At 36.5% G+C, this 25,264-nt stretch carries 24 protein-coding genes; 12 read left to right on the top strand and 12 right to left on the bottom strand.

The window, feature by feature from the left end; all coding sequences use genetic code 11:
- Positions 1–9 precede the first annotated feature (9 nt).
- Genes BBBE_RS02430 through rsmA form a run of 3 tightly spaced genes read left to right on the top strand, consistent with a single transcriptional unit; the run spans position 10 to position 2,817 of the window.
- Positions 10–1,002 (top strand): peptidylprolyl isomerase, encoded by a 993-nt coding sequence (locus BBBE_RS02430; protein WP_010701031.1) that lies wholly within the window; start codon positions 10–12, stop codon positions 1,000–1,002.
- Complete coding sequence (gene pdxA / locus BBBE_RS02425) at positions 983–1,996, top strand: 4-hydroxythreonine-4-phosphate dehydrogenase PdxA (RefSeq protein ID WP_010701030.1); 1,014 nt, start codon at positions 983–985, stop codon at positions 1,994–1,996. Before BBBE_RS02430 ends, pdxA begins: the two co-directional genes overlap by 20 nt.
- Positions 1,987–2,817: a 16S rRNA (adenine(1518)-N(6)/adenine(1519)-N(6))-dimethyltransferase RsmA gene (gene rsmA / locus BBBE_RS02420; protein ID WP_010701029.1), complete on the top strand. Its 831-nt coding sequence runs from the start codon at positions 1,987–1,989 to the stop codon at positions 2,815–2,817. The genes pdxA and rsmA overlap by 10 nt, the downstream gene beginning before the upstream one ends.
- A gap of 48 nt (positions 2,818–2,865) precedes the next feature.
- Here the strand turns inward: rsmA and gmk are convergent, their stop codons facing one another.
- The 7 genes from gmk to BBBE_RS02385 form a co-directional block, all read right to left on the bottom strand.
- A complete protein-coding gene (gene gmk, locus BBBE_RS02415; protein ID WP_010701028.1) occupies positions 2,866–3,531 on the bottom strand; it encodes a guanylate kinase in 666 nt (221 codons plus the stop codon).
- An 80-nt stretch (positions 3,532–3,611) separates the two neighbouring features.
- Complete coding sequence (gene mltG, locus BBBE_RS02410; RefSeq protein ID WP_010701027.1) at positions 3,612–4,721, bottom strand: endolytic transglycosylase MltG; 1,110 nt, start codon at positions 4,719–4,721, stop codon at positions 3,612–3,614.
- 104 nt (positions 4,722–4,825) lie between these two features.
- Complete coding sequence (fabF, locus tag BBBE_RS02405; protein ID WP_010701026.1) at positions 4,826–6,088, bottom strand: beta-ketoacyl-ACP synthase II; 1,263 nt, start codon at positions 6,086–6,088, stop codon at positions 4,826–4,828.
- Positions 6,089–6,204: 116 nt separating this feature from the next.
- Complete coding sequence (locus BBBE_RS02400) at positions 6,205–6,441, bottom strand: acyl carrier protein (RefSeq protein WP_010701025.1); 237 nt, start codon at positions 6,439–6,441, stop codon at positions 6,205–6,207.
- A 259-nt stretch (positions 6,442–6,700) separates the two neighbouring features.
- Positions 6,701–7,438, bottom strand: coding sequence for a 3-oxoacyl-[acyl-carrier-protein] reductase (gene fabG / locus BBBE_RS02395; protein ID WP_010701024.1), 738 nt, complete (start codon positions 7,436–7,438; stop codon positions 6,701–6,703).
- 18 nt (positions 7,439–7,456) lie between these two features.
- The gene (gene fabD, locus BBBE_RS02390) at positions 7,457–8,401 is read right to left on the bottom strand and encodes an ACP S-malonyltransferase (protein ID WP_010701023.1); all 945 of its coding nucleotides are present in this window, start codon (positions 8,399–8,401) and stop codon (positions 7,457–7,459) included.
- 74 nt (positions 8,402–8,475) lie between these two features.
- Positions 8,476–9,063, bottom strand: coding sequence for an undecaprenyl-diphosphatase (locus BBBE_RS02385; protein ID WP_010701022.1), 588 nt, complete (start codon positions 9,061–9,063; stop codon positions 8,476–8,478).
- 355 nt (positions 9,064–9,418) lie between these two features.
- Here BBBE_RS02385 and rpsF point away from each other — a divergent pair, with 355 nt between their 5' ends.
- The 9 genes from rpsF (at position 9,419) to BBBE_RS02340 (ending at position 18,434) form a co-directional block, all read left to right on the top strand.
- On the top strand, positions 9,419–9,826 hold the full coding sequence (gene rpsF, locus BBBE_RS02380; protein ID WP_010701021.1) for a 30S ribosomal protein S6: 408 nt from the start codon (positions 9,419–9,421) through the stop codon (positions 9,824–9,826).
- The gene (gene rpsR, locus BBBE_RS02375; protein WP_010701020.1) at positions 9,826–10,074 is read left to right on the top strand and encodes a 30S ribosomal protein S18; all 249 of its coding nucleotides are present in this window, start codon (positions 9,826–9,828) and stop codon (positions 10,072–10,074) included. The genes rpsF and rpsR overlap by 1 nt, the downstream gene beginning before the upstream one ends.
- A 152-nt stretch (positions 10,075–10,226) precedes the next feature.
- The gene (locus BBBE_RS02370; RefSeq protein WP_010701019.1) at positions 10,227–11,207 is read left to right on the top strand and encodes a hypothetical protein; all 981 of its coding nucleotides are present in this window, start codon (positions 10,227–10,229) and stop codon (positions 11,205–11,207) included.
- Between the two features lie 25 nt (positions 11,208–11,232).
- Positions 11,233–11,805 carry a 50S ribosomal protein L9 gene (rplI, locus tag BBBE_RS02365; RefSeq protein ID WP_010701018.1) on the top strand — a complete coding sequence of 191 codons (573 nt, stop codon included), beginning with the start codon at positions 11,233–11,235 and terminating at the stop codon, positions 11,803–11,805.
- Between the two features lie 669 nt (positions 11,806–12,474).
- Entirely contained in the window at positions 12,475–13,977 is a 1,503-nt protein-coding gene (locus BBBE_RS02360; protein WP_010701017.1) for a replicative DNA helicase, read from the top strand.
- 6 nt (positions 13,978–13,983) lie between these two features.
- On the top strand, positions 13,984–15,360 hold the full coding sequence (radA, locus tag BBBE_RS02355) for a DNA repair protein RadA (RefSeq protein ID WP_010701016.1): 1,377 nt from the start codon (positions 13,984–13,986) through the stop codon (positions 15,358–15,360).
- A gap of 164 nt (positions 15,361–15,524) precedes the next feature.
- Complete coding sequence (locus BBBE_RS02350; RefSeq protein WP_010701015.1) at positions 15,525–16,067, top strand: CvpA family protein; 543 nt, start codon at positions 15,525–15,527, stop codon at positions 16,065–16,067.
- Between the two features lie 121 nt (positions 16,068–16,188).
- Complete coding sequence (gene purF / locus BBBE_RS02345) at positions 16,189–17,682, top strand: amidophosphoribosyltransferase (protein ID WP_010701014.1); 1,494 nt, start codon at positions 16,189–16,191, stop codon at positions 17,680–17,682.
- A 2-nt stretch (positions 17,683–17,684) separates the two neighbouring features.
- Positions 17,685–18,434 carry an SDR family NAD(P)-dependent oxidoreductase gene (locus BBBE_RS02340; protein WP_010701013.1) on the top strand — a complete coding sequence of 250 codons (750 nt, stop codon included), beginning with the start codon at positions 17,685–17,687 and terminating at the stop codon, positions 18,432–18,434.
- Between the two features lie 65 nt (positions 18,435–18,499).
- Here BBBE_RS02340 and BBBE_RS02335 read toward each other — a convergent pair whose 3' ends face one another.
- From BBBE_RS02335 to cysS, 5 genes are all read right to left on the bottom strand, one after another.
- On the bottom strand, positions 18,500–19,339 hold the full coding sequence (locus tag BBBE_RS02335) for a CDP-alcohol phosphatidyltransferase family protein (protein ID WP_010701012.1): 840 nt from the start codon (positions 19,337–19,339) through the stop codon (positions 18,500–18,502).
- A gap of 8 nt (positions 19,340–19,347) precedes the next feature.
- Positions 19,348–20,046, bottom strand: a complete 699-nt coding sequence (locus BBBE_RS02330; RefSeq protein WP_010701011.1) for a phosphatidylserine decarboxylase — start codon at positions 20,044–20,046, stop codon at positions 19,348–19,350.
- Between the two features lie 115 nt (positions 20,047–20,161).
- Positions 20,162–22,048, bottom strand: a complete 1,887-nt coding sequence (locus tag BBBE_RS02325) for an ABCB family ABC transporter ATP-binding protein/permease (protein WP_010701010.1) — start codon at positions 22,046–22,048, stop codon at positions 20,162–20,164.
- Between the two features lie 125 nt (positions 22,049–22,173).
- A complete protein-coding gene (locus BBBE_RS02320) occupies positions 22,174–22,845 on the bottom strand; it encodes a DUF421 domain-containing protein (RefSeq protein ID WP_010701009.1) in 672 nt (223 codons plus the stop codon).
- A 47-nt stretch (positions 22,846–22,892) separates the two neighbouring features.
- Positions 22,893–24,395, bottom strand: a complete 1,503-nt coding sequence (gene cysS, locus BBBE_RS02315) for a cysteine--tRNA ligase (protein WP_010701008.1) — start codon at positions 24,393–24,395, stop codon at positions 22,893–22,895.
- Between the last annotated feature and the right edge of the window lie 869 nt (positions 24,396–25,264).

Raw genomic sequence — 25,264 nt, 5'->3', positions numbered from 1 at the left:
TTTACTTATATGAACAGATTAAAAAATAATTCTTTTGTTTTATTTTGTACCTCTATTTTAGCATTTTGTATCGCTGCTTTGAGTATAAGTAACCATACAAAAGCACTTTTTATATCATCAGTATTCGCGCAAACAACAATTGCTATCACAGTTAATGGTAATGCTATTACAAACTACGATATTCAAAGGCGCATAGCTTTTCTCAAATTACAACAAAAACAAGGTGATCTTTCTGCACAAGCCAAAAATGAACTTATTGATGAAATGCTTAAGGATATTGAAATAAAGCGTCTTAATATTGAAGTTAGCAATAATGAAGTTAATAGTGCTTTTGAAAATTTTGCAGAACAAAATAATATGACCGTTGACCAGCTTCGCGAAATGTTGGATCAAACCGAGGTTACAGAAGAGCACTTTAAAGCATATATCCGTGGACAAATGGGGTGGGGGCGCCTTGTTAATGCACGTTATCAATCTGAAGATGGGCACCTTACTGAACAAGAAGCCGCACATAGAATATTAAAAAATGGCGGTATAAAACCTTCAACAAATGAATATACATTACAGCAAATTATTTTTGTTATTCCTGCTCATCGTCGTGCAGAACTTCTCACAAAACGTATGGAAGAAATAAATAATTTTCGTGCACGTTTCCAAGGATGTAATAACACCAAAAAGCAAGTGCGAGGCATTTTAGATGTTACTGTTCGTAATTTAGGTAAATTTTTAGAACCCCAACTTCCTACAGATTGGGAACAAACTATTCGTGCAACACCCGCTGGGAAAATGACTCAGCCGCACGAGACTGCGAATGGTATTGAAGCACTTGCTGTATGCCAAATAAAAAAAGTTTCTGACGATCGTGTTGCCCAACTTATGTTTTCTATTCAAGACAGTCAAAAAAGAACTCCCCAAAAACTTGAAGCTTTAAGTGAGAAATATTTGAAAGAATTGCGACAAAGAGCGTATATTCAAAATCATCATGGTTCCGCTAGTCGTTAGTAGTGGTGATCCAGCTGGTATTGGCCCTGAAATAGTTTTAAAAGCGTGGAGTATGCGTAATGTACGACATATTCCACCTTTTGTTCTTTTGGCTGATCCTGAAGTTATGCGCTCACGTGCTCATTTTTTGCAACTTAATGTTGATATAGAATCTGTTTTTGTAGATAATCTTGTAAAAAACTTCCAAACGGCTCTCCCTATAATGCCATTAAAAAATAGGCAAAATCATCAACTAGGAATGCCTTCATCAAACAATATCTTTGGAATAATTGAAGCTATTACACGCGGTGTTCAATTGATTCAAGATGGTCATGCGTGCGCACTAGTCACGTGCCCTATTGCAAAAAAAAGCCTTTATGACGCTGGATTTAAATTTCCAGGTCATACTGAATTTCTTGCTTATCTTTCTTATAAAGCTTCAAATAAACATCATCACCCAGTTATGATGTTATCTGGGCCACAATTAAAAACAGTGCCTATTACTGTTCATATTCCACTCAATGAAATTCCCTCACGTCTCAATTGTAATTTAATCACTCAAACTGCATTAATTGTTGAAAATGATTTAAGAAAGCGATTTTCTATCACCGCGCCCCGTTTAGCTATAGCCGGTCTTAACCCTCATGCTGGAGAAGATGGTACAATGGGAAAAGAAGATATTGAAATTATCTCTCCTGCAATTGAATACCTTAAGAAAAAAGGACTTAATATCATAGGTCCTTTGCCTTCCGATACAATGTTTCATCAACGTGCAAGACAAATGTATGATGTTGCTCTTTGTATGTATCACGATCAAGCTCTTATTCCTGTTAAAACTTTAGATTTTGATACCACCGTTAATATTACCTTAGGATTGCCTTTTATTCGAACATCTCCAGATCACGGAACTGCTTTTGATATTGCCAACAAAGGAATAGCCTCTCCTGAAAGTTTTATTGCTGCTCTTACACTTGCAAATCAACTTGCTAAAAATAGTTTTACAACATGCCAATAGATAACCTCCCTCCTCTGCGCGAAGTGATTAATACATACGGATTGCAAGCTAATAAATCTCTTGGTCAAAATTTCCTTTTTGATCTTAATTTAACATCTAAAATAGCCCAACAAGCAGGAAATATAGCAGGAAAACCTGTTATTGAGGTTGGCCCAGGCCCCGGAGGTTTAACACGTGCCTTGCTCGCAAAAGGTGCCATTGTAACAGCAATAGAACGTGATGAACGCTGTCTACAGGCGCTATTAGATATAGAAAAGCACTATCCGCAAAAATTAAAGATTATTTGTAATGATGCACTAAAGCAAAATTTTTCAGAGATTTTTGAAACATGTTCAGAAAAGCCACATATCATTGCAAATCTTCCATATAATATTGGAACACAGCTCTTATTAAACTGGATTTTAACTGAACCATGGCCTCCTTTTTATAAATCCATGACTCTGATGTTTCAACGTGAAGTAGCCAAACGTATTACCGCCACTCCTCAATCTCCCCACTATGGCCGTCTTAGTGTATTAATTGGTTGGCGTACCATTGCAAAAATTGCTTTTGACGTTCCTGCACAAGCTTTCACGCCAGTACCTAAAGTTACTTCTTCCGTTGTCCACATTATTCCACGCCCACAACCTCTCCCCTGCTCAACACAAAAATTAAGCTTTGTAACAAAAGCTGCCTTTGGACAAAAACGAAAAATGCTTCGTCAAAGTCTTAAAACTATTGGAGGCGAAATGCTTTTAGAAAAATCCGGAATTGATGGAACACGTCGAGCTGAAACACTCTCTATTTCTGAATTTGTGTCTTTAGCAAATTTAGTTATTTAAAAGCTTTAAACTTGTGCTCATATAAAAGCTTTTTTTAATAATAATGCCTCAATCAATCTTTTCAGTAATAAGTGTATTAACAAAAGATTCAACAAAGCTGCAACGCTCACGTTTCACTGTTTCTCCTAGATAAATTGATTTAATAAGCAATAAGGACTGATTTAAATCTTCGTTAATTACAACATAATCGTAAGAACGCCATTGTTGTATCTCTGTTCGTGCATTATTTAACCGCAGATCAATGATATTCTGATTATCTTCTGCTCGACGATGTAAACGGGAGACTAGCTCTTTCATTGATGGGGGAAGGATAAAAACCGATACAGTATCCCCTGGCATTTTTTTTTGAAGTTGTTCGGTCCCTTGATAATCAATATCAAATAACATATCTTGACCATTTATCAGTGCATTTTCAACGTTTTTACGTAAAGTTCCATAATAATTTCCATGAACTTCAGCCCACTCTATAAACTCATCTTTATCACGCATATGTTCAAATTCTTCCTTTGAAATAAAGTGATAATGGATACCATCTACTTCACTGGGACGTCTTTGTCGTGTTGTTACACTTATAGATAGTTCTAGTTGTTCATCTTTCAGCATTAACCGAGAAAGAGTTGATTTACCAGCGCCTGAAGGCGAAGAGAGAATAAATAGAAAACCACGACGTTTATTTGTTGTTTGAGCGCTTAATTTACTATCTAGCAATGTCATCATGTCACTCTTTTTTTAAAGCTTTTTTCTAAAACGATATATTAAAATTTCAGTCATGAATTTTTAGATTTTAAAGAGATTTAACGTACTTTCTCTAATGTACGCCACTTGCGGACATTCATATTATGCTCATTTAAAGTTTTAGAAAAAATATGCCCACCTGAACCATCAGCCACAAAATAAAGTGCATCACTTTTTGGTGCATGCGCTACTGCTTTTAAAGAATCACGACTTGGATTTGCAATAGCTGTTGGTGGCAACCCATCAATTTTATAAGTATTATACGGAGTTTCCTTTTCAAGATCAGAACGATAAATCGGACGACCTGAAGGTTTGCCCTTTCCACCAAAAATACCATAAATTACCGTTGGATCGGATTGAAGGCGCATACCCTTAGAAAGACGGTTATAAAATACCGCAGCAATTTGCGGCCTTTCTGATACAATCCCTGTTTCTTTTTCCACAATTGATGCCAATATAACAAATTCGTCAATAGTTTTGATTGGTAAATCGGAAGAACGAGATTCCCATATCGCATTAATTAATTTTGTTTGTTCTTCACGTAACCTCTTTATAATCTCTGCACGCGTTGTACCACGAATGAAATGAACGGTATCAGTCATCAAACTCCCTTCTGGAGGCAAAACCTCAGGAAGATCACCAACCAACACTTCATTAGCAGCTAACCGATCAAAAACCTGTTGAACCGTTAAACCTTCTGGAACTGTAAATGTGTGCTCAATAGACTTTCCTTTCACAAGAATATTCATGATATCCTTCATCGAAGCATGAACTGGAATTAAATATTCACCCGCTTTAAGACGTGTCGTACTCTGATGATAACCAACCCCATAAACAAAGACATCAGACGATCGAATGAGACCACGTTGCTCAAGTAATGATGCAATTTCGCGAATTCCTGTTCCAGGATGGATCAAAATAACTTCTTCTTTCTCAGCTGTTCCCTTTCCTTCAAATATACCTTTCCCAATATAAAGAGGGATGCTGATAGCCAAAATAATAACCATCATCAACATTAGAAAAAAATTACCGAGAATGACAAATGGATTACGAGAAATAGACGACCTTTTCCGTTTTTTACACGGTAACGCATCACTATTACTTAGCAAATGATTCAATAAAGAATCATTTACGTCCTGTGGCGGTATTTCGTTTTTCGCATCGGACATAATTTATTAATTTCAGTAACTTTTAAGTATTACGCTATCATTTTTCATCTTAAATTTATTATAAAGAAAAAAACTCAAGAAGCGATAATAATAAAAAATGTTTATTATTCCCCAAAGCGTCGCATCACCAAAGACGCATTTGTTCCTCCAAAACCAAATGAATTAGAAAGAATCGTATCAATTTTTCGTTCACGTGGTTTATGTGGCACAAGATCAATTTTTGTTTCAATTGATGGATTATCAAGATTAAGGGTAGCCGGCGCTATATTATCCCGTATCGCTAAAATACAAAAAATAGCCTCAGCCGCGCCAGCAGCACCAAGTAAATGTCCAATAGATGATTTTGTTGATGACATTGATACCTGCGATGCATGATTACCCAAAACGCGCTCAACAGCTGCCAATTCTATAACATCAGCCATTGTTGATGTACCGTGGGCATTAATGTAATCAATATCGCTCACATTCACTTGTGCACGCTTAAGAGCAGCTACCATACTGCGTTGAGCACCCTCACCACTTTCTGAAGGAGCTGTAATATGGTAAGCATCACCAGACAAACCATAACCAATGACCTCAGCATAAATACGAGCACCTCGTTTTTTTGCATGCTCAAGCTCTTCTAAAACAACAATCGCAGCCCCTTCTCCCATAACAAAACCATCACGATCTGCATCATAAGGACGTGATGCACGTTCAGGATCATCATTACGGCCAGTAGAAAGAGCTTTACACGCAGCAAAACCAGCAAGAGATATCCGATTGATCGGAGATTCAGCGCCACCTGCCGCCATTACATCCGCATCACCTAATGCAATCAAACGAGCCGCATCACCAATCGCATGTGCCCCCGTTGAACAGGCTGTTACAACCGAATGATTAGGACCACGTAAACCATATTTAATAGAAACATAACCAGATGCAAGATTAATCAAACGCCCTGGAATAAAAAAAGGAGAAACCCTCCTTGGTCCTTTATCTCGAAGTGTATAACCGGCTTCAACAATGCCTTCAATACCGCCGACACCAGAACCAATCATCACACCTGTACGAATTTGGTCTTCATCATTTTTGGGATACCATTCAGCATCTGCAAGTGCTTGATCGGCAGCAGCTATTGCATAAGTAATAAATGCATCTACTTTACGCTGTTCCCTAGGCTCCATATGCAAATCAGGATTATATGTACCGTCTGTTCCATCCCCCAAAGGAATACGTCCAGCAATTTGACACGGTAAATCAGTTACATCAAACTCTGTAATACGTCGAACACCACTTTTCCCTTCAAGAAGCCGCTTCCAGCTATATTCGACATCACCAGCTAACGGAGACACTAATCCCAAACCAGTAACAACAACCCGTCTCATACTTTTAACCTTGAATAAACCCTTCACCCCCTCAAAACCATATGTTTAAATTCAAATGGCTTTAAGTAAAGAATAAAGGCAAAAGCATTCTACCACTCTTGCCGTTTTACATAAAATTACACAGAAGCTTTATCAATAAATTTTACAGCATCACCAACTGTGAAAATTGTTTCGGCAGCATCATCTGGGATCTCTATACCGAACTCTTCTTCAAAAGCCATAACGAGCTCAACCGTATCAAGGCTATCTGCCCCTAGATCATCAATAAAGCTCGCATTCTCTACAACCTTATCTGCGTCAACTCCAAGATGCTCTATGATAATCTTTTTAACGCGCTCTTCTGTATTACTCATATTGAAATCCTCAATTTTGTATTGTTTCCCTGTTTGATTAACGATATAGGCTCATCTAATCAAGCAATAGATGCATTGCTTCAAAATTTTAACGATGATTTTTAGAACACTCTGTGGATATCCCTTAAAAATGAACTAATTTTGCATACCGATATAAGATTGAGCAACCACCCCGTCAAAGAAATAAACGCATCGCTTTATTTCATTCATCATTATCTAAAATAATAAAACTTATAAATCAACGTAGAAAAATAAATACTTAGATCATTGCCATACCACCATTAACATGGATAGTCTGGCCTGTAATATACGCTGCTTCATCACTCGCTAAATAAACAGCTGCAGAAGCTATATCCTCACCTATTCCCATACGCTTCATGGGAATTGTAGCCATAATTGCTTCTTTCTGTTTTTCATTAAGTTTATCAGTCATCGCAGACTTAATAAATCCTGGAGCAACACAATTAACAGTTATATTTCGTGATGCAATTTCCTGTGCCAATGATTTAGAGAAACCTATCACACCAGCTTTCGCAGCACAATAATTTGTTTGCCCAGGATTACCAACAACACCAACAACAGATGTTATATTAATAATACGTCCATAGCGACGCCGCATCATAGCATGTATCAATTCACGCGTCAGAGCAAAAGTAGCTGTCAAATTGACAGCCAGTACATCATCCCAATGTTGATCTTGCATACGCACAAAAAGTCCATCTCTAGTGATTCCTGCATTGTTAACAAGAATGTCGACACCACCCATCTCTTTTTCCACCGTTTCAGCCAATTGTTTAATGCTTTCACGCTCAAAAAAATTAGCAGGAAAGACAAAAACATTCTGACCAAGATCTGCAGCAATTTCTTGGAGCTTTTTTTCACGTGTTCCATGAAGCCCAACAATTGCTCCTTGCGCATGAAAAAAACGTGCAATTGCCTCACCAATATCTCCTGATGCTCCCGTTACAAGAGCTCTACGATCTGTTAATTTAAACATTTTTCAAACTTCCTAAAATTAAACACCTAGCACCCGTAATGCTTCTTCAATTTCCTCAGCCGTACCAATTGTTAACCCCTTAATATCTTTATTAATACGTCGAGCTAAACCTGTTAACACTTTTCCAGAACCAACTTCGAAAAGCGTATCAACTCCGTTGGTTTCAAACCACTCAACCGTTTCGCGCCACCGCACTCGCTCAGTCACTTGTTTAACAAGTAGCATAAGAATGCGTTCTGGATCACTTTCTGGTGCAACAGAAACATTTGCAACAATCGGAACAATAGGCGCTACTTTGTTAACAGTTAAAAGTGCCTCTTTCATTACATCAGCAGCAGGTTGCATTAAAGCTGAATGGAACGGCGCTGAAACCGGTAAAAGAATCGTACGCTTAGCGCCTTTTTCTAAAGCAGCTTTCATTGCCGCTTCAACAGCTTTTGCTTCACCTGAAATAACAATTTGCCCACCACCATTGTCATTAGCGATCTGACATAGACCTTCTCCTAAAATAGCGCTGCAAATTTTTTCAACATCTTTCTCATCCAAACCGATAAGTGCTGCCATTAAACCTTCACCAACAGCGACAGCCTTTTGCATAGCATTTCCACGAATTCGTAAAAGCCTTGCTGTATCAGTCAAACTCAATGTACGAACCGAACAAAGCGCTGAATATTCCCCTAAAGAATGCCCTGCAACAAATTTTACCTTTGATTCTATATCTAACCCTAATTTTTCCATCACACGAACAATTGCTAGCGATACAGCCATCAACGCTGGCTGTGCATTCATTGTTAATGCAAGAACATCTGCAGGTCCTTCGAAAATAATATGTGATAATTTTTCACCTAAAGCATCATCAACTTCCTCAAAGACCATACGTGCTTCAACAAATTGCTCTGCAAGCACTTTACCCATACCGACAACTTGGCTTCCCTGCCCTGGAAAAGTAAATGCCGCTACCATCAATTAACTCCTCAATCGAGCATTAATATTTGTTTATTGCCCCAACAAATAAGCATAAATCAAAACAAAGCAACCTATTTAGGACAGATATTTGCCTTAAAATTATATTTCAAGGGTGGAATTTGATACAAAAACTCAGGAAAATATGGTGCAATTAATCTAATAACGCCCCAACTTATTAGACTTCCTAAAACTGCGCCACCCAAAACATCAAAAGGATAGTGTACGCCAGTAAAAATACGCCCCCAACAAATCAAAAACAAAAGTATTAATGCAAACCTAGAGATAAATTTATATCTATATAAATAAAGACAGGTAGTGTAAGACGCAATAACTAGAGCATGATGGCTAGGAAAAGAAGCTGTTGCTCGATGTTCAATCAATGACTGTGTTAAACCTGCAACAAACGGACGTGGACGAAAATAAATAAGAGAAATAAAATAACTAAAAAGAAGAGCAGCACAAATGCTAACACAAATACTTAGCGCTACACGCCGTTCTACATATCCATTGCAAAACCACAGCACACAAAGATGTATAGGAATCACATAAATTAAAAACTTTGCGCAAATAATACTAATCCAAACCAACACCATCCCCATTTGATGATTGCCAGAAAGAATCTCAAAAAGCGCTACATCAATCTGGTTTAAAAAAACCATTTTTACCTCTTTCATTCTCACAACCCACAGGCTGTTATTTTATATATTTAAAAGCAACAGATATATAAAATATATCAAAACTTAATTAAGTCACATTTTTTGTAATCATCAACTTGCTATTTTTTGAGATAAGCTGTAAATATCAGCTGCTCATTACCAGCATTTTGGCTGGAGGTTGAACGGAGGGCTGGAAAATACCAGTAGGAAATGTAATAATTCCGACCTCCCGTATCTCCACTCTCGAATGTCTCGAATTGTAAATGCGTCCTTTCTTCTTTTTAGGTTTCCTGAAAAGGCAAGTCGCAGAGGCTTTGCGCCAAAACTGGTGAAGTTTAATTGAAGAAAGGCAGAATTAATGGCTCTTTATGAACACGTGTTTCTTGCCCGACAGGGTATCACACCACAACAAATTGATGAACTTTTAGAAACTTATAAAAATGTTATTGAAGCGCACGGAGGAACAATCGGGCGTGTTGAAAATTGGGGTCTTTGTGCTCTTGCTTACCGTATTCGCAAAAATCGCAAAGCTCATTATGTATTGCTTAATATTGACGCTCCAGCTGCAGCAATTGCTGAAATTGAACGCCAAATGCGTATTAATGAAGATGTTTTGCGTTATATGACAATCCGCGTAGAAAAGCATGAAAAAGAACAGTCTGCTATGCTTTCACGATCTAATCATGAAGACTCCTTTAACAAAGATGAAGAGCGGTCTCGCCTTACACGTCACCAACGTGAAGACACCACGGAAGGAATGGAATAATGATTGAAATTAATCAAACCCCTGTACGTCGTCCTTTTCATCGTCGTCGTAAAACGTGTCCGTTTTCAGGTGCAAATGCTCCAAAGATTGACTATAAAGACATTAAGCTACTACAACGTTACATTTCAGAGCGTGGCAAAATCGTTCCTTCACGTATTACAGCCGTTAGCCAGAAAAAACAGCGCGAATTAGCTAATGCTATCAAACGTGCTCGTTTTCTCGGGTTGCTTCCATATGTTATTAAATAGACTATTACATATACAAAATAGAATCAGAATATTTCTTAACTGTTTTTATTGGTATGTTAGAAACACATATTACTCATATACAAGTACATAAACGTATAAAACACCCAAAGTTGGGGCATTGCCTCTAACTGCAAAAGGCAGGACAGCGATAAATGGAACATTTTCATTTTTACAAAATAATGATTGGTATTTTAGCGGGACTATTTGCTGCTGTTATAGGAATGGCAATCATTAGTGTTGCCAATATTGCGCCTTATTTTTCTCTTCTTCTTGGTTGCTTTATTTCACTTCCAATCTTTGTTGTGGCCTTCGGCTTTGGAACATTACCCAGTCTTATTGCTTTGATAAGTGCCACTTTTGTTCTCACCATCACTAATAATATTTATATTGGTTTTGGTTTTATGTTGCTATTTTTTCTTCCTGCCGTCTACACTTCTTGGCTCTTCGGACTTGCACGACTAGTGCAAGAAGAAAATGCGCTTATATGGTATCCATTACCATCAGTTATTTTCTTTTTAACTAATTTTATTGCTCTTACACTAACCCTCGTTGGAACCTATGTGCAAATGCACCCAATAACTCCTATCGCTGCACAAGAAATTACTGCAAACATAGTACAAGTTATGCGTCAATCGCAGTCTATAAATGAAGCTGATATTCTTGCATTTAGCGAACTTTTAACAACACATGCAGCTACCTTAACAGCTATTGCACTTACTACCTACAGTTTGATTTTTCTCATTGGTAATCTTTATTTTTCAATGACAACAGCGCGACATATGAAATTGTTGACAAGACCTCGTGATGACTGGAGACAAACTTTTCGCCTCCCACTTGCTGGACTCATTATTTTTATCATCGTTTGCATAGCATCAATGCTTGAACTCGGTCCTATTCTTAATTTAGGTACACGCGTTTTCACCACTGCATATACTGTTGTTATATCAATCAGTGGCTTAGCGTATCTCCATCATATTACAAAAAGGATAAGTGGACGGATAATTATATTATCGCTCGTTTATATAGCTGCTTTAACAGTTGTTTTTGCCCCACCTATTGCTTTTATGACCATGCTAATGGGCATTTGGGCAACTATTCAACACAACTTCCAATCATACAAAAAACTTCATTAATTTATTTATTCGAAAGGAATAAACTATGGATATTATTTTACTTGAACGCATTCCTCATCTTGGTCAAATCGGTGATATTGTTTCAGTTAAAAATGGTTACGCACGTAATTTTTTGTTGCCTCAAGGTAAAGCTTTACGAGCTAATGAAACTAATAAAAAATATTTTGAAACACAACGCGTACAGCTTGAAGCCCGTAATCTTGAGCGTAAAAATGAAGCTCAAAAAGTGGCTGAAAAACTTGATGGTCAATCATTTATTGTTGTCCGTTCTGCTGGTGAAACAGGTCAACTTTACGGTTCTGTATCAACACGTGATATTTCAGAAATTATAACGGAAGAAGGCTTTTCTGTTGGACGTAATCAGATTGAGCTTAATCACCCAATAAAAACAATCGGTCTTCATACCATCACAATTAGTCTACACCCTGAAGTTCAAATTTCTGTAACAATTAATATTGCACGTTCGGCTAATGAAGCACAGCGTCAAGCAGAAGGTGAAAATCTCACCTCAATTGAAGCAACATATGGTATTCAAGAACAGCCATTAACAGAAGAAATTGATGACAATGATGAAAAAAGCGTGAATGAAAAAGCTTAATAGATATCTTTCCTATCTGGTTGATTTTCTGTTCTTATTTTTACTATTTAGTATATTGCTATCTTACAAAATACCCTGTTTTTAAGCAGGGTATTTACAATGATCTAAAATATCATACCCCAATTAGAAAAACCTATATTAAAGGGAAAATGATTATATCCCTACTTTATCTGAAGTTATTCCTATTATGAGAAAAGTAACTTTATTTTCAGCTAATAATAATTTTGAGATTGTATTATAGTTAAAATATTAAAAATATAACTTTGTATTTTTTAGAATTCTGGGAGAAATAAAAATTCCTTTAGAGCATCCATTTGAATTTTATGGAATACCTTTTCATAATCTCTGAAAATATTCTTTTTCTCTGATAGAAAATTGTGTTTTTTCAAATTCAAATAGTTTGTATACAAATTATACCCTCCACACCCATAACTATATTATATAAAATAGCTTCTGATATTTTGCCAAAAACAATTGTAATTATAAAATATAAAATACAACAATATAAATTACACGTTATAAGCGATTGATTTGTTGAAAAAAGTATCATTAAAAATTAAAAATGTGATTTTAATTGAAAGTGAAAATTTGCAATTTTGCTCTTTTAATGTACAGCATTCAATCCGTTGTCTAAGATAACTAAACTTAAAATCTTAGGAAAAAAATTTAATGGAAGAAACAAGCATCCTTAATTTCAGTCCTTTACATAAAGAAGAGACTTCGTCTTTCCGGCAACTACCATATAATATTGAAGCCGAACAAGCACTCCTTGGTGCTATTCTCATTAACAATGATGCACTTGATCGTGTTTCAGATTTTTTAAAACCAGAACATTTTTTCGAAACATTGCATCAAAAAATTTTTGATATTTTATCACAAATTATAAAAAAAGGAAAACTTGCAAATCCTGTTACCATTAAACCTTTTATTCCAGCTGAAGAGAAAATTGGAGATATCACTGTATTTAATTACGTTATCCGTTTAGCCAAAGAAGCAGTTACCATCATTAATGCTGAAGATTATGGACGCGTAATTTATGATCTTTTTATCCGGCGATCTTTGATTGATATTGGCAATCAAATTGTAAATACAGCTTTTGATGCTCCCATTGAACTTACACCAACCCAACAAATTGAGATTGTCGAACGTAATTTATTTCAATTGGCAGAGACGGGAAAATATGGTGGTGGATTTGAAAGTTTTAATGACGCTATCCAAAAAGCCATTAATATGGCATCTGCTGCCAAAAAACGGTCTTCGCACCTATCAGGTATAGCTACCCATCTGAAAAAACTCGATGAAAAAATGGGAGGATTGCAGCCCTCTGATTTGATTATCCTAGCTGGGCGCCCCGGTATGGGTAAAACCTCTCTTGCAACCAATATAGCCTTTAATATCGCTGACGCTTACAATCATGACGCTAAAATGAATAATTCATCACAAGAAAATGAAGGAGGTATTGTCGGATTTTTCTCGCTTGAAATGTCATCAGAACAACTTGCAACACGTATTATTTCTGAACAAACAGAAATATCTTCTTCTGAAATTCGGCGTGGTAATATTTCAGAAGAACAATTTGAAAAACTAGTAAATGCAACGCGTCGCCTACAAAAAGCGCCACTCTACATCGATCAAACTGGTGGTATATCGCTTCCTCAATTGGCTGCGCGCGCACGTCGCCTGAAGCGACAACATGGTTTAGATGTATTGATTATTGATTATATACAGTTAATGACAAGCAATTCAAAACGTTCCTCTGAAAATCGCGTTCAAGAAATTACAGAAATTACTACAGGGCTCAAAGCCTTAGCTAAAGAGCTTAATGTTCCTATTATTGCCCTTTCACAACTTTCACGTCAAGTCGAAAACCGAACCGATAAACGCCCACAACTATCAGATCTACGTGAATCTGGCTCGATTGAACAAGATGCTGATGTTGTTCTTTTTGTATATCGTGAAGAATATTATCTCAAAAACGAAGAACCTAAAGAAGGAACTCCCGAATATTTAAAATGGCAAGCTGAAATGGAAAAAGTTTTCGGAATAGCTGATATTCTTATAGCAAAACAACGACACGGACCAACAGGAACAGCTCATCTTGCTTTTCAGTCAGAATTTACACGTTTTAGCGACTTGGCAGAAAGTGATTATCTTCCAGAACAACGTAATTAAACCACTATGGCACGCAATCGCACTCAATTTATCTGTCAAAATTGTAATACCGTCTACTCACGCTGGGCTGGCAAATGTGATTCTTGTGGTGAATGGAATTCCCTTGTCGAAGAAGGTACAAACAGTGGCATTGGTAGCGGCCCAACACAAAATATTCGTCAAGGGCGTATCATAACACTGACTTCTCTTTCTGGAAATCTTGAGGATGCTCCACGTATTCACTCTGGTATTTCTGAACTTGATCGTGTGACCGGTGGTGGTTTTGTTCGCGGATCAGCGTTACTTGTTGGTGGAGATCCAGGTATCGGCAAATCAACATTGCTTACACAAACAGCAGCTGCATTATCGCGAAAAGGGTATAATATCATTTATGTTTCAGGTGAAGAAGCTGTTGCACAAATCCGTTTACGGGCGCACAGGCTTGGTGCAGATGATACAACAGTTAAACTTGCCGCAGAAACTAATGTTGAAGATATTTTAACAACTTTAAGTGCACATAAAAAACTTGATCTGGTCATTATTGATTCAATTCAAACCCTATGGTCAGATGTAGCTGATTCAGCTCCTGGAAGTGTGACACAAGTACGCATTAGCGCTCAAGCGATTATCCGCTTTGCTAAAAAAACAGGAGCGGCTGTTGTTCTTGTTGGACATGTTACAAAAGATGGGCAAATTGCTGGCCCTCGTGTTGTTGAACACATGGTTGATGGTGTTCTTTATTTTGAAGGCGAGAATAGTCATCATTATCGAATTCTTAGAACTGTGAAAAATCGCTTCGGACCAACTGATGAAATTGGTGTTTTTGAAATGTCCGACAAAGGACTAAAAGAAGTTACCAATCCATCCGAACTATTTTTAGGTGAACGTAATGAAAAAGCTCCAGGAGCTGCTGTTTTTGCAGGAATGGAAGGAACACGCCCTATATTAGTAGAAATCCAAGCTCTTGTTGCTCCTTCTTCGCTTGGTACACCACGACGTGCTGTTTTAGGATGGGATGGAAATCGTCTTTCAATGATTCTTGCCGTATTAGAAGCTCACTGCAGTGTTCGCTTTGGACAACATGATGTCTATCTTAATGTTGCAGGTGGCTATAGAATATCAGAACCCGCAGCTGACTTAGCCGTTGCAGCAGCTTTGGTATCTTCCCTTGTAAATATTCCTCTTCCAACTCATTATGTATATTTTGGTGAAGTTAGCCTCTCAGGAACAATCCGCGCCGTTACCTACTCAGGACAACGCGTTAAAGAAGCTCAAAAACTTGGCTTTCAAGGTGCTGTTCAGCCTGCAACAACAACTGAAACTATAAAGTCAATAAACTTTCAACAAAAAACATTTTCCGACCTTTCTGAATTTGTTGCCACTATTGTTGCAAGTAAAAAATGATTGTCATACAAATAATAATATAGAATCAAGAATCAGCCTTTATTAAGTACAAAAGAGCCTTGCTATAAAATAAAAACTGACATAACAGAAAATGTTTTTCTGCGCACTTTTATACTAATTAAAATAGAACGTAATTTTATACAACCTATATAAGGAGCAAATAAATGAGTGTAACAGTTCTTGATGGTATTGTCGTTACAATCATTATGTTTTCTTCTTTTTTAGCCATGCTCCGAGGTTTTTCGCGCGAAGTTTTATCATTGCTTTCTTGGGTAATTTCAGCCGTTATTACACTGTTTCTATTTAAACCTGTATTGCCTTTTGCTGAACAATATCTCTCTAACGAAACAGTTGCATTAATAGCTACATTAGTTACGATTTTCATTATTACTTTGATTATTGTTTCTATCATTACAATGAAAATTTCTGACTTTATCATTGATAGTCGAATCGGCAAACTTGATCGCACCATTGGTTTTATCTTTGGAGCATTTCGCGGCTTATTAATCGCAGTTATTGGTATTTTATTAATTAACGCACTTATTAAACCCGAACAACAATCTGATTGGCTGAAAGATGCAAAAACAAAGCCTATTTTGGATTCATTAAGCCAACAGATTTGGGAATTGTTGCCTAAAAATCCCGATTATGTCCTCGAAAAACTAGAAAAGCTCTTTGACAAAGATGACTTGTCCGAAAGATTTTAAAAATACTAACCAAAACATATCTCTACAGAATGAATTATAGTTTTTATTGAGAACTAATCTTAAATAATATGTAGTGTAGTGTGTGTGATATTAATCATTTAACATCATTACTGAAAGTAATATGATGACAAAAATTAATATTCCTTATCAGGAACACTTATTTGATGACGATACCCTCCATGAAGAATGTGGAGTGTTTGGTATTCTTGGACACAAAGATGCAGCAACACTAACAGCTCTTGGACTCCACGCACTACAACATCGTGGACAAGAAGCTGCTGGAATTGTTTCTTATCATAACAAGATGTTTCATCAAGAAAAACACCTAGGTCTTGTTGGAGATCACTACACAAATCCTGCAACACTTGCCCGTTTGCCCGGAGATCGTGCGATTGGACATACTCGTTATTCAACAACAGGAGAAATAGCACTACGCAATGTACAGCCTCTATTTGCTGAATTAAAAGTTGGAGGTATTGCTATTGCGCATAATGGTAATTTAACAAATGGTCTTACACTACGCCATAAATTAATTGCCTCTGGTGCTATCTGTCAATCCACTTCAGATTCTGAAGTCTTTCTCCACCTTATTGCCCGCTCACGCTATGAGTCATCATCTGATCGTTTTGTTGATGCCATTCGCCAAGTGGAAGGTGGATATGCCATGTTGGCGCTAACACGCACCAAGCTTATTGCTGCACGGGACCCAATAGGTATTAGACCACTCGTTCTAGGTGAACTTGATGGTAAACCAATCTTTTGTTCAGAGACCTGTGCACTTGATATCATTGGAGCAAAATATATTCGTGATGTCAAAAATGGTGAAATCATCATATGTGAAATACAAGACAATGGTGAAATCACTACAAAAATTATTAAACCACAAATAGAAAAACCAGAAAAACTTTGCCTTTTTGAATATGTTTATTTTGCCCGACCTGACTCAATCGTTGGAGAGCGTAGTGTTTACACAGTTCGTAAAAATATGGGCATCCAATTAGCACAAGAAGCACCATGTGAGGGTGATATTGTTGTCCCCGTTCCTGATGGAGGAACACCTGCTGCAATTGGCTACGCACAAAAAATTGGTATTCCCTTTGAACTCGGCATTATTCGCAATCATTATGTTGGTCGCACTTTTATAGAACCAACTCAACAAATTCGTGCTTTTGGCGTGAAATTAAAACATTCTGCCAATCGCCCTATTATTGAAGGAAAGCGTGTCATTTTAGTGGATGATTCTATTGTGCGTGGAACAACATCTACTAAAATTGTACGCATGCTCCGTGATGCAGGAGCAAAAGAAGTTCATATGCGCATTTCCAGCCCAATGATTTTTTATCCTGATTTTTATGGAATCGATACACCTAAAATTGAAGATCTTTTAGCTAATAAATATCCAGACTTAAAATCTATGTGTAATTTCATTGGAGCTGATTCATTAGAATTTCTCTCAATTGATGGCCTTTACCTCGCTGTTATAGGAGAAAAACGAAATAATTCTGCCCCTCAATTTACTGACCATTATTTCACCGGCCACTATCCCACACATCTTACTGATCAAAAAAGTATTCCAAAAATTCATAAATTATCTGTCCTGAAAACAAGAAATTAATAATGAAGAAATCTGATTTTAACCTTTCTGGACGTGTCGCACTAGTCACAGGTGCTTCTAGAGGAATTGGGTATCATTTAGCATTAGAGCTAGCAGCACGGGGTGCTCACATTATAGCCCTTGCACGAACAATTAATGATTTAACCATGCTTGATACCCAAATCCAAGAGAAAGGTTCCTCCACAACGCTGGTGCCACTTGACTTACATAACACAAAAGCCATTGATACTTTAAGTATTTCAATTGCTGAATGTTGGAAAAAACTTGATATTATGGTTGTAAATGCAGGAATTTTAGGAATTCTTTCACCAATAACCGATATTGAAAATACGGTATTTGAAGAAGTGTTTCAGGTGAATCTCATTAATCAATGGCGTTTAATGAAAGCAGTTGAACCTTTATTACGCAAATCTGACGCCGGACGCGCTATTTTCTTATCATCAAGCGTTGCTCACTGTGCACGCGCTTTTTGGGGACCTTATGCAGCCTCCAAAGCTGCTTTAGAAATTATTGCTCGTTGCTGGGCAGAAGAACTTAAGGAAACGCCAATCAAAGTTAATTGCGTTAACCCAGGTGCAACACGCACTGCAATGCGAGCACAAGCTATGCCTGATGAAAATCCTCAGACCTTACCACCTCCCCAAGAAGTCGCTGCAAAAATAGTCCATTTATTTTCACCTGATTTAAAAGAAACAGGTAGGCTTTTTGATGTTCGTAAAAACCAGTTCATAAACTATCATACACCTCATTGATAACAGTTTATATACCGAACTAAACTTCTATAATTTTACTCTACTTCTTAAAATCAGATAAAATCTTACGACTCTTGGTCAGTTTGAGCAGTTATTTTCTTTGCTTCTAAAGCAGCGCGTTTACTATATGCTAAAACACTACAAGGTAGAAAAATCATATAGCCAACAGCTGTTATCAATAAAGTACACCATGTGTAAGTTGCAAGAAAACCAACATAAATAACAATAATCAGCATACACGGTATAACAATATCACGCCTTAACTTTTGACCAATTTCTTTTGCATTCCATACCGGTAAGCGGCTTACTAAAAGAAAAGCGACAATCACAGTATATAAGCTAAAAAATAAAGCCCACCCCCTATTGGGTATCAAACCAAGAGCCCCTAAATAAACAGGTAACAAAAGCAATAATGCCCCACCCGGTGCAGGAACACCAACAAAATAATTCCTCCGCCATTTTGGCATATCAGTACTATCTAACATGACATTAAAACGAGCTAACCGCAAACAACAAGCAACGCAATACACAAGCGCTGCAACCCAGCCTACTTGATGAACCTGAGCAAGAATAAAAGAATAAACAACAAGAGCAGGAGCAACACCAAAATTAATAACATCAGCAAGTGAATCCATCTGTGCTCCAAAAGATGAACTACCATCCATCAAACGCGCAACACGACCATCAGCTCCATCTAAAACTGCTGCCAAAAACACCATCAAAATAGCTAACTCATAGTGATGTTCAAAAGCCAAACGAATACCACTTACCCCAGCACAAATTGCTAAAATAGTGATAATATTAGGAATAACAAACCGCATCGGCATGGGTGAACGTAACCGATGCGTAATATCGCCACGTTGCTCTTCAGGATCAAATGAAGAAAATAGCGAAAAAAATTTCATGACTCATCCTAATCTCGTCTAAAATCAGTTATCTCAGCAGCATCACCAAAAGAACCTAAAACTGTTTCTCCAGCAATTGCTACCTGACCAACACCGACACATAATTTTACTTCAGTAGGCATATAAACATCAAGACGAGAACCAAAACGTATCAACCCAAAACGTTGCCCAGTAATAACGGCATCATCTTTTTGAGACCAACAAACAATTCGACGAGCAATCAATCCTGCTATTTGTACAACACCAATCTTGCCGTGTTCGCTGTTAATTACCACCCCATTACGCTCGTTAAATTGACTGGCTTTATCAAGCTCAGCATTCACAAACTTACCCGGATGATAAACAATAGATTCTATTGTACCGCTTATAGGAATGCGATTTATATGGCATGAAAAAAGATTCATAAAAACAGAAACACAAATCATTTCGTTGCTCCCCAACCCTAACTCTTCAGGAGGAACGCATGATTTAATACACGAAATACGGCCATCAGCAGGAGAAATAATCCAATTTGAATTTATAGGCGTTATACGCTCTGGATCACGAAAAAAATATATACACCAAACTGTTAAAATAAGGCCAAACCAAAACAACGGGCTCCATATCCAACTAAAAACGAGTGAAATAATAAAAAATGTTATAATAAAAGGATAGCCTTCTTTATGAATTGGGACAAAACCATTACAGATAGATTGAACAATACGCATATAATTTCCTATTTAAGAATGATTGAACAATAAATAACTCCTATTTTTCCCCTCTTCTCTTTTGTATATTTAATCAATTACTTTATATAAAACTAGATATGATTTCCATGTTAGATCATTTCTTACGATTAACAATGCCTAGTTCATCTTCTTCACGTATTTTGCGTAATTTCTCTTCAGCCTGTGAAGCTTCAAGTTGCTTATTCCACATAGAAGCATATAAACCTTTCTTGCTCAAAAGATCAGTGTGATTTCCTTTCTCAATAATACGACCATTTTTTAATACTAAGATTTCATCAGCATTAATAACAGTAGAAAGACGATGAGCAATAATCAATGTCGTACGACCACGGCTTATAATATCCAACGCTCGCTGAATTTCTTGTTCTGTCGTCGTATCAAGAGCTGCAGTTGCTTCGTCCAAAATAAGAAGTGGAGGCGCTTTTAAAAGTGTCCGCGCAATCGCCACACGTTGTTTTTCACCACCGGATAATTTAAGACCTCGTTCACCTACTGTGGATTGAAAACCTTCTGGAAGCATTTCAATAAATTTTAATATCTGTGCCATTTCAGCAGCTTTGCGCATCTCTTCATCTGTTGCACTAGGGCGCCCATAACGAATATTATACTCAATGGTATCATTAAATAAAACTGTATCTTGCGGCACCATACCGATTGCTTCACGTAAACTTTTTTGAGTTACATCCCGAATATCCTGTCCGTCAATCATTATCGAGCCTGACTCTATATCGTAAAATCGAAAAAGTAATCGAGAAATCGTTGATTTACCAGCGCCTGACGGCCCAACAATTGCAACTGTTTTACCTCCAGGAATTTCAAAATCAATATCTTTGAGAATTGAACGATCTGAATCATAGGAAAATTTTACCTGATTAAATCGAATAGTACCATTACTCACTATCAATGGTTTAGAATCTGGTTTATCAACAATTTCTTGCTGAACATCTAAAAGATCAAACATAGCTTCAATATCACTTAAACTCTGCCGAACTTCACGATAAATCGAGCCAATAAAATTCAACGGAATGGAAAGTTGTATTAAAAGCGCATTAATAAAAACAAAGTCTCCTAAAGTTTGCGTCATATGCAAAACTTCGTAAGCCGACATTAACATCAGGATTGTCATTCCAATGCCAAAAATAAGAGCTTGACCAAAATTAAGCCAGCTTAAAGATGTCCAGATTTTTGTTGCAGCTTTTTCATATCCCGCCATAGAAGAATCAAATCGGCTTGCTTCTAGAGCTTCATTGCCAAAATACTTGACTGTTTCAAAATTCAAAAGAGAATCAACTGCACGTGTATTTGCTTCAGTATCAGCCGTATTCATTTCTTGCCGAATATTAATGCGCCAATCGCTCGCCTTGATTGTAAACCAAGTATACAAGCCAACCACCACCACAACAACAAGAAAATAGCGCCACCCATAATTTATCAAAAGAACAAATGCTGTTAAAACAAATTCTAAAATGGTCGGCACTGTATTAAGAATTGAAAATCGAACAAGGGCCTCAATTCCCTTTGTGCCACGATCAATCACACGAGAAAGCCCACCAGTTCGCCGCTCTAAATGGAAGCGCAAAGACAATCCATGAATATGAACAAAAGTCTTATATGCTAATTGACGAATAGCGTATTGACCAACAGTTGCAAAAAGAGAATCACGTAACTGATTTAATCCAGCTTGAACGATGCGAGCAACATTATATGCCAACACCAACATAATAGGTATGACCCAAATGGATGAAGGCCTCGCAAATAGCTGAAAAAAATTTACATCTAGCGCATTTGTAGCATATTTAAAAAAATATGGCACAGATATGAGAATAAGTTTGGACAAAATAAGATAAAATATTGCCCATACCACACGCATTTTCAGATCAGACCTAGCTGATGGCCACATATAAGGCCACAAATTATAAAGGGTGCGTAGAGTTTGATCTGAATCTACTGAAATGGTTTTTACTATTTCATTCTGTTTCATAAAGCCTTTAATTTCTTTTATTATTTATAAACATGCAAAAAATAATTCTTAAAACTGCTCTTCATAGATTATTTATATCTTTCCTTCACCTCTAAAAAACCTATGTGCTTACGGAATATTTAAGGTTAGACTATTTTAGACAAAGGAACAAGAAACAATCCGCTATAGGATTTATCGTTTTTATCTGTATTTTCGTACCATTCTGCTGCGAATAAATCTTCTACTTTTACATACTTTTTTTTCAATTCTGTTTTAAGCCACGTTTTTGATTTATTAATTGCTTTAAGGCCTTCTTCAAGAATTTCACCATTTTGTACTACAATAGTAGATCTCTTGCCTTCTTCCTTTTTAATTACAGAAAAATCACCATTGGTTTCCAAACGAACAAAAGCTGCCTCATGCAAACTACAGCCTTTAATACGTAATATTGTAATTAGATCGCTTATACTAATGCGCAAACGCTTAATTTTATCTATTTGAAATATACCATCTGAAACTAATACAACACTTCCTCCCGCAATAAGTCGGTGAAAAAAAACCGAATATCGTGCAAAAAAATTAAGAGATGTAATTAAAGTTTGCCAAATAAATAAAACAAGCAATAATTGAATACTACTAATACTTGGATTATAAATAATCCCTCCAATAATGCCCCCCATTACAAAATTACTCACCAAATCGATTGGCGTCATTTGACTGAGATTACCGCGACCTGTTGTTCTTAAAATCAACAAAAAAGCAATAAGACCCACAACTAACTTAAACGCGATATATCCATAAAAATGTAAAAATTCCATCAAACTCTCTCCTTTTTATGAAAGCTGCTGGAATACGGGAATTATTGTCATTTTATCTCCCACGTAGTAATACGCTCGCCAGTCTGCGGATCTTTTCCATCTTTTAATGAGATCCCTCCTACCGCAAGCTCATCACGAATTTTATCCGCAGCTTCCCATTCTTTATTATGGATAAGTCGTAACCTTTCGGCAATACACTGATCAATAAATTTTGAATCAAGGCATGTCTTTTTAACAAAAAGTGGACATTCTATTTCCTGAACCCATTCCTGCCGTAACAACCCAAATAAATCCATACCACGTGCAAGAGCTATAGCATTTCCTTCTTTATAAAATTTTCGTAAAATAGTAAATGCATTTGAAGTGTTAAGGTCGTCACTTAATGTATTAATTAAAGATTCATCTATAGATTCATTATTATCTAAACAATCTGTCTTATCACGAAGCAACTCATACCAACGATATAATTCGCTACTAGATTGCGCTAAACGATGAGCTGTCCAATTGAGAGGTTCACGATAATGAGTTTGCAACATTGAAAAACGGATAGACAAACCCGCCCAGCTTTGTCTTATTTCATCTGTCAAAGCATCATTGAATTCAAAAAAATCACTTTCTAATAAAGTACGAATAGTGATAAAATTACCAAGGCTTTTAGACATTTTTTGGCCTTCAACCTGCAAAAAACCATTATGCATCCAAAAATTAGCCATTCGCTCAGTCCCAAAAGCTGAACAACTTTGTGCAATTTCATTTTCATGATGAGGAAAAAGCAAATCAATACCACCACCATGGATATCAAAAACATTTGCTGCAGGATCATCACAATTTAAACCACCACCATAAGGAGCCAACAACTTTGCCATCGACATTGCTGAGCATTCAATATGCCAACCCGGGCGCCCTAAACCAGGAATTCCTGCTGGTGATGGCCAACCTGGTTCCCATTCCTGAGAAGGTTTCCATAAAACAAAATCCATTTTCTCCTTTTTATAAATAGCAATATCTATGCGTGAGTCTGCTCTCATTTCATTAAGCGATCGTTTTGCAAATTCACCATAACGGGGATAGTCCCCCATACTATTTATAGAAAATAATACATGATTTCCTGCTATATAAGCGTGTCCTCTCTCAAGAAGTCTTTCAATCAAAGATCGTATTTCTTCCAAATGATCGGTTGCTCGTGGCTGACTGGTTGGCAATAAACAACCAAGCGCTGCTGTATCTTTTTGAAATTGGTCATATGTACACTCTGTTAATTGACGAATAGCATCATTTAATGCAAGCTCTGGGTATTTTTGAACTGCACGTGCATTAATCTTATCATCTACATCTGTAATATTACGAGCATATACAACATGGTCCTTCTCATAAACATGACGTAATAAACGAAATAAAATATCAAAAACAATTACAGAACGTGCATTACCAATATGAGCATAATCATAAACTGTCGGACCACAAACATAAAGACGTACTCTAGCAGCATCAATCGGTGTAAAATCTTCTTTTTTGCGTGTAAGCGTATTATAAAACCGCAAATTTCCCATAATTATACTCCGTAGTGATATTGCTTGGTGTTGCTCCAACAAAACTTACTCATATTATGAAACTAATGAACGCTACTTGAAAAAATATCACTATATTGGATTTTCTATTTCTAACATCGAACTATTTGATCCATATAATGCAAAAAATATTAATCAACGATAATTAATAAATACATTATACGTACATAAAGCAATTAAAACAGATCAAGCTATTTATCATTTTGATATTGGATAAACAAAACATTTCATTTAGCAAATGATACTATTTCAAGAATATATGGTGATATATAAGTTATATTATTTACTTCATCTGCAACAGAATAAAACTCAAAATTACAGTATTCTGACATTTTGATAAATTCTATATATCTTGTCTTCCAACAATAACAATCAAATCACTGCATAACACTGTTACAACTTATAATCGTAAGCATAAAATGACAAATGGAAGATAATATTATTTAAACAGATAAACGTATAATGATCACTATAGTATTTTTTGCAATTCTTTCGTATCATTTTATATTTTCATAAACTTTATCTGAACCAATGAGACCTTTATTTAACAAATAAAGCTATGATTTTTTCACACCACATTTTTACTTTTAGAGAATGCGTTTGTCGGTATCATCATACGTCAACAATTCAATGCAATAAATAAAGGTTGTTCTCTCTTTTTCATTATTTCCGAACGAATATTGAATACCAATAATCAATATCACATTGCAAATCTAAAGAGGAATGAATTCTTAATGCGTAGCAAATTATCGTGAAAAATAGATAAGATAACGCGTGCTGACAAATTTTGGACTTACTTTGTAAAAACAATAATTATTCAAAACTGAAACGTAAATTTTGATGGAACTTAT

This window comes from Bartonella bovis 91-4 (assembly GCF_000384965.1).
Taxonomy (GTDB): domain Bacteria; phylum Pseudomonadota; class Alphaproteobacteria; order Rhizobiales; family Rhizobiaceae; genus Bartonella; species Bartonella bovis.
Note: the sequence above shows the minus strand (reverse complement) of the source record. Positions and strands in the feature narration are given on the sequence as shown.

Excerpts from the sequence above, each read along its gene's own strand:
- BBBE_RS02430 (WP_010701031.1), top strand. The coding sequence starts at position 10 with ATGAACAGATTAAAAAATAATTCTTTTGTTTTATTTTGTACCTCTATT.
- pdxA (WP_010701030.1), top strand. The coding sequence starts at position 983 with ATGGTTCCGCTAGTCGTTAGTAGTGGTGATCCAGCTGGTATTGGCCCT.
- rsmA (WP_010701029.1), top strand. The coding sequence starts at position 1,987 with ATGCCAATAGATAACCTCCCTCCTCTGCGCGAAGTGATTAATACATAC.
- gmk (WP_010701028.1), bottom strand. The coding sequence starts at position 3,531 with ATGACATTGCTAGATAGTAAATTAAGCGCTCAAACAACAAATAAACGT.
- mltG (WP_010701027.1), bottom strand. The coding sequence starts at position 4,721 with ATGTCCGATGCGAAAAACGAAATACCGCCACAGGACGTAAATGATTCT.
- fabF (WP_010701026.1), bottom strand. The coding sequence starts at position 6,088 with ATGAGACGGGTTGTTGTTACTGGTTTGGGATTAGTGTCTCCGTTAGCT.
- BBBE_RS02400 (WP_010701025.1), bottom strand. The coding sequence starts at position 6,441 with ATGAGTAATACAGAAGAGCGCGTTAAAAAGATTATCATAGAGCATCTT.
- fabG (WP_010701024.1), bottom strand. The coding sequence starts at position 7,438 with ATGTTTAAATTAACAGATCGTAGAGCTCTTGTAACGGGAGCATCAGGA.
- fabD (WP_010701023.1), bottom strand. The coding sequence starts at position 8,401 with ATGGTAGCGGCATTTACTTTTCCAGGGCAGGGAAGCCAAGTTGTCGGT.
- BBBE_RS02385 (WP_010701022.1), bottom strand. The coding sequence starts at position 9,063 with ATGGTTTTTTTAAACCAGATTGATGTAGCGCTTTTTGAGATTCTTTCT.
- rpsF (WP_010701021.1), top strand. The coding sequence starts at position 9,419 with ATGGCTCTTTATGAACACGTGTTTCTTGCCCGACAGGGTATCACACCA.
- rpsR (WP_010701020.1), top strand. The coding sequence starts at position 9,826 with ATGATTGAAATTAATCAAACCCCTGTACGTCGTCCTTTTCATCGTCGT.
- BBBE_RS02370 (WP_010701019.1), top strand. The coding sequence starts at position 10,227 with ATGGAACATTTTCATTTTTACAAAATAATGATTGGTATTTTAGCGGGA.
- rplI (WP_010701018.1), top strand. The coding sequence starts at position 11,233 with ATGGATATTATTTTACTTGAACGCATTCCTCATCTTGGTCAAATCGGT.
- BBBE_RS02360 (WP_010701017.1), top strand. The coding sequence starts at position 12,475 with ATGGAAGAAACAAGCATCCTTAATTTCAGTCCTTTACATAAAGAAGAG.
- radA (WP_010701016.1), top strand. The coding sequence starts at position 13,984 with ATGGCACGCAATCGCACTCAATTTATCTGTCAAAATTGTAATACCGTC.
- BBBE_RS02350 (WP_010701015.1), top strand. The coding sequence starts at position 15,525 with ATGAGTGTAACAGTTCTTGATGGTATTGTCGTTACAATCATTATGTTT.
- purF (WP_010701014.1), top strand. The coding sequence starts at position 16,189 with ATGATGACAAAAATTAATATTCCTTATCAGGAACACTTATTTGATGAC.
- BBBE_RS02340 (WP_010701013.1), top strand. The coding sequence starts at position 17,685 with ATGAAGAAATCTGATTTTAACCTTTCTGGACGTGTCGCACTAGTCACA.
- BBBE_RS02335 (WP_010701012.1), bottom strand. The coding sequence starts at position 19,339 with ATGAAATTTTTTTCGCTATTTTCTTCATTTGATCCTGAAGAGCAACGT.
- BBBE_RS02330 (WP_010701011.1), bottom strand. The coding sequence starts at position 20,046 with ATGCGTATTGTTCAATCTATCTGTAATGGTTTTGTCCCAATTCATAAA.
- BBBE_RS02325 (WP_010701010.1), bottom strand. The coding sequence starts at position 22,048 with ATGAAACAGAATGAAATAGTAAAAACCATTTCAGTAGATTCAGATCAA.
- BBBE_RS02320 (WP_010701009.1), bottom strand. The coding sequence starts at position 22,845 with ATGGAATTTTTACATTTTTATGGATATATCGCGTTTAAGTTAGTTGTG.
- cysS (WP_010701008.1), bottom strand. The coding sequence starts at position 24,395 with ATGGGAAATTTGCGGTTTTATAATACGCTTACACGCAAAAAAGAAGAT.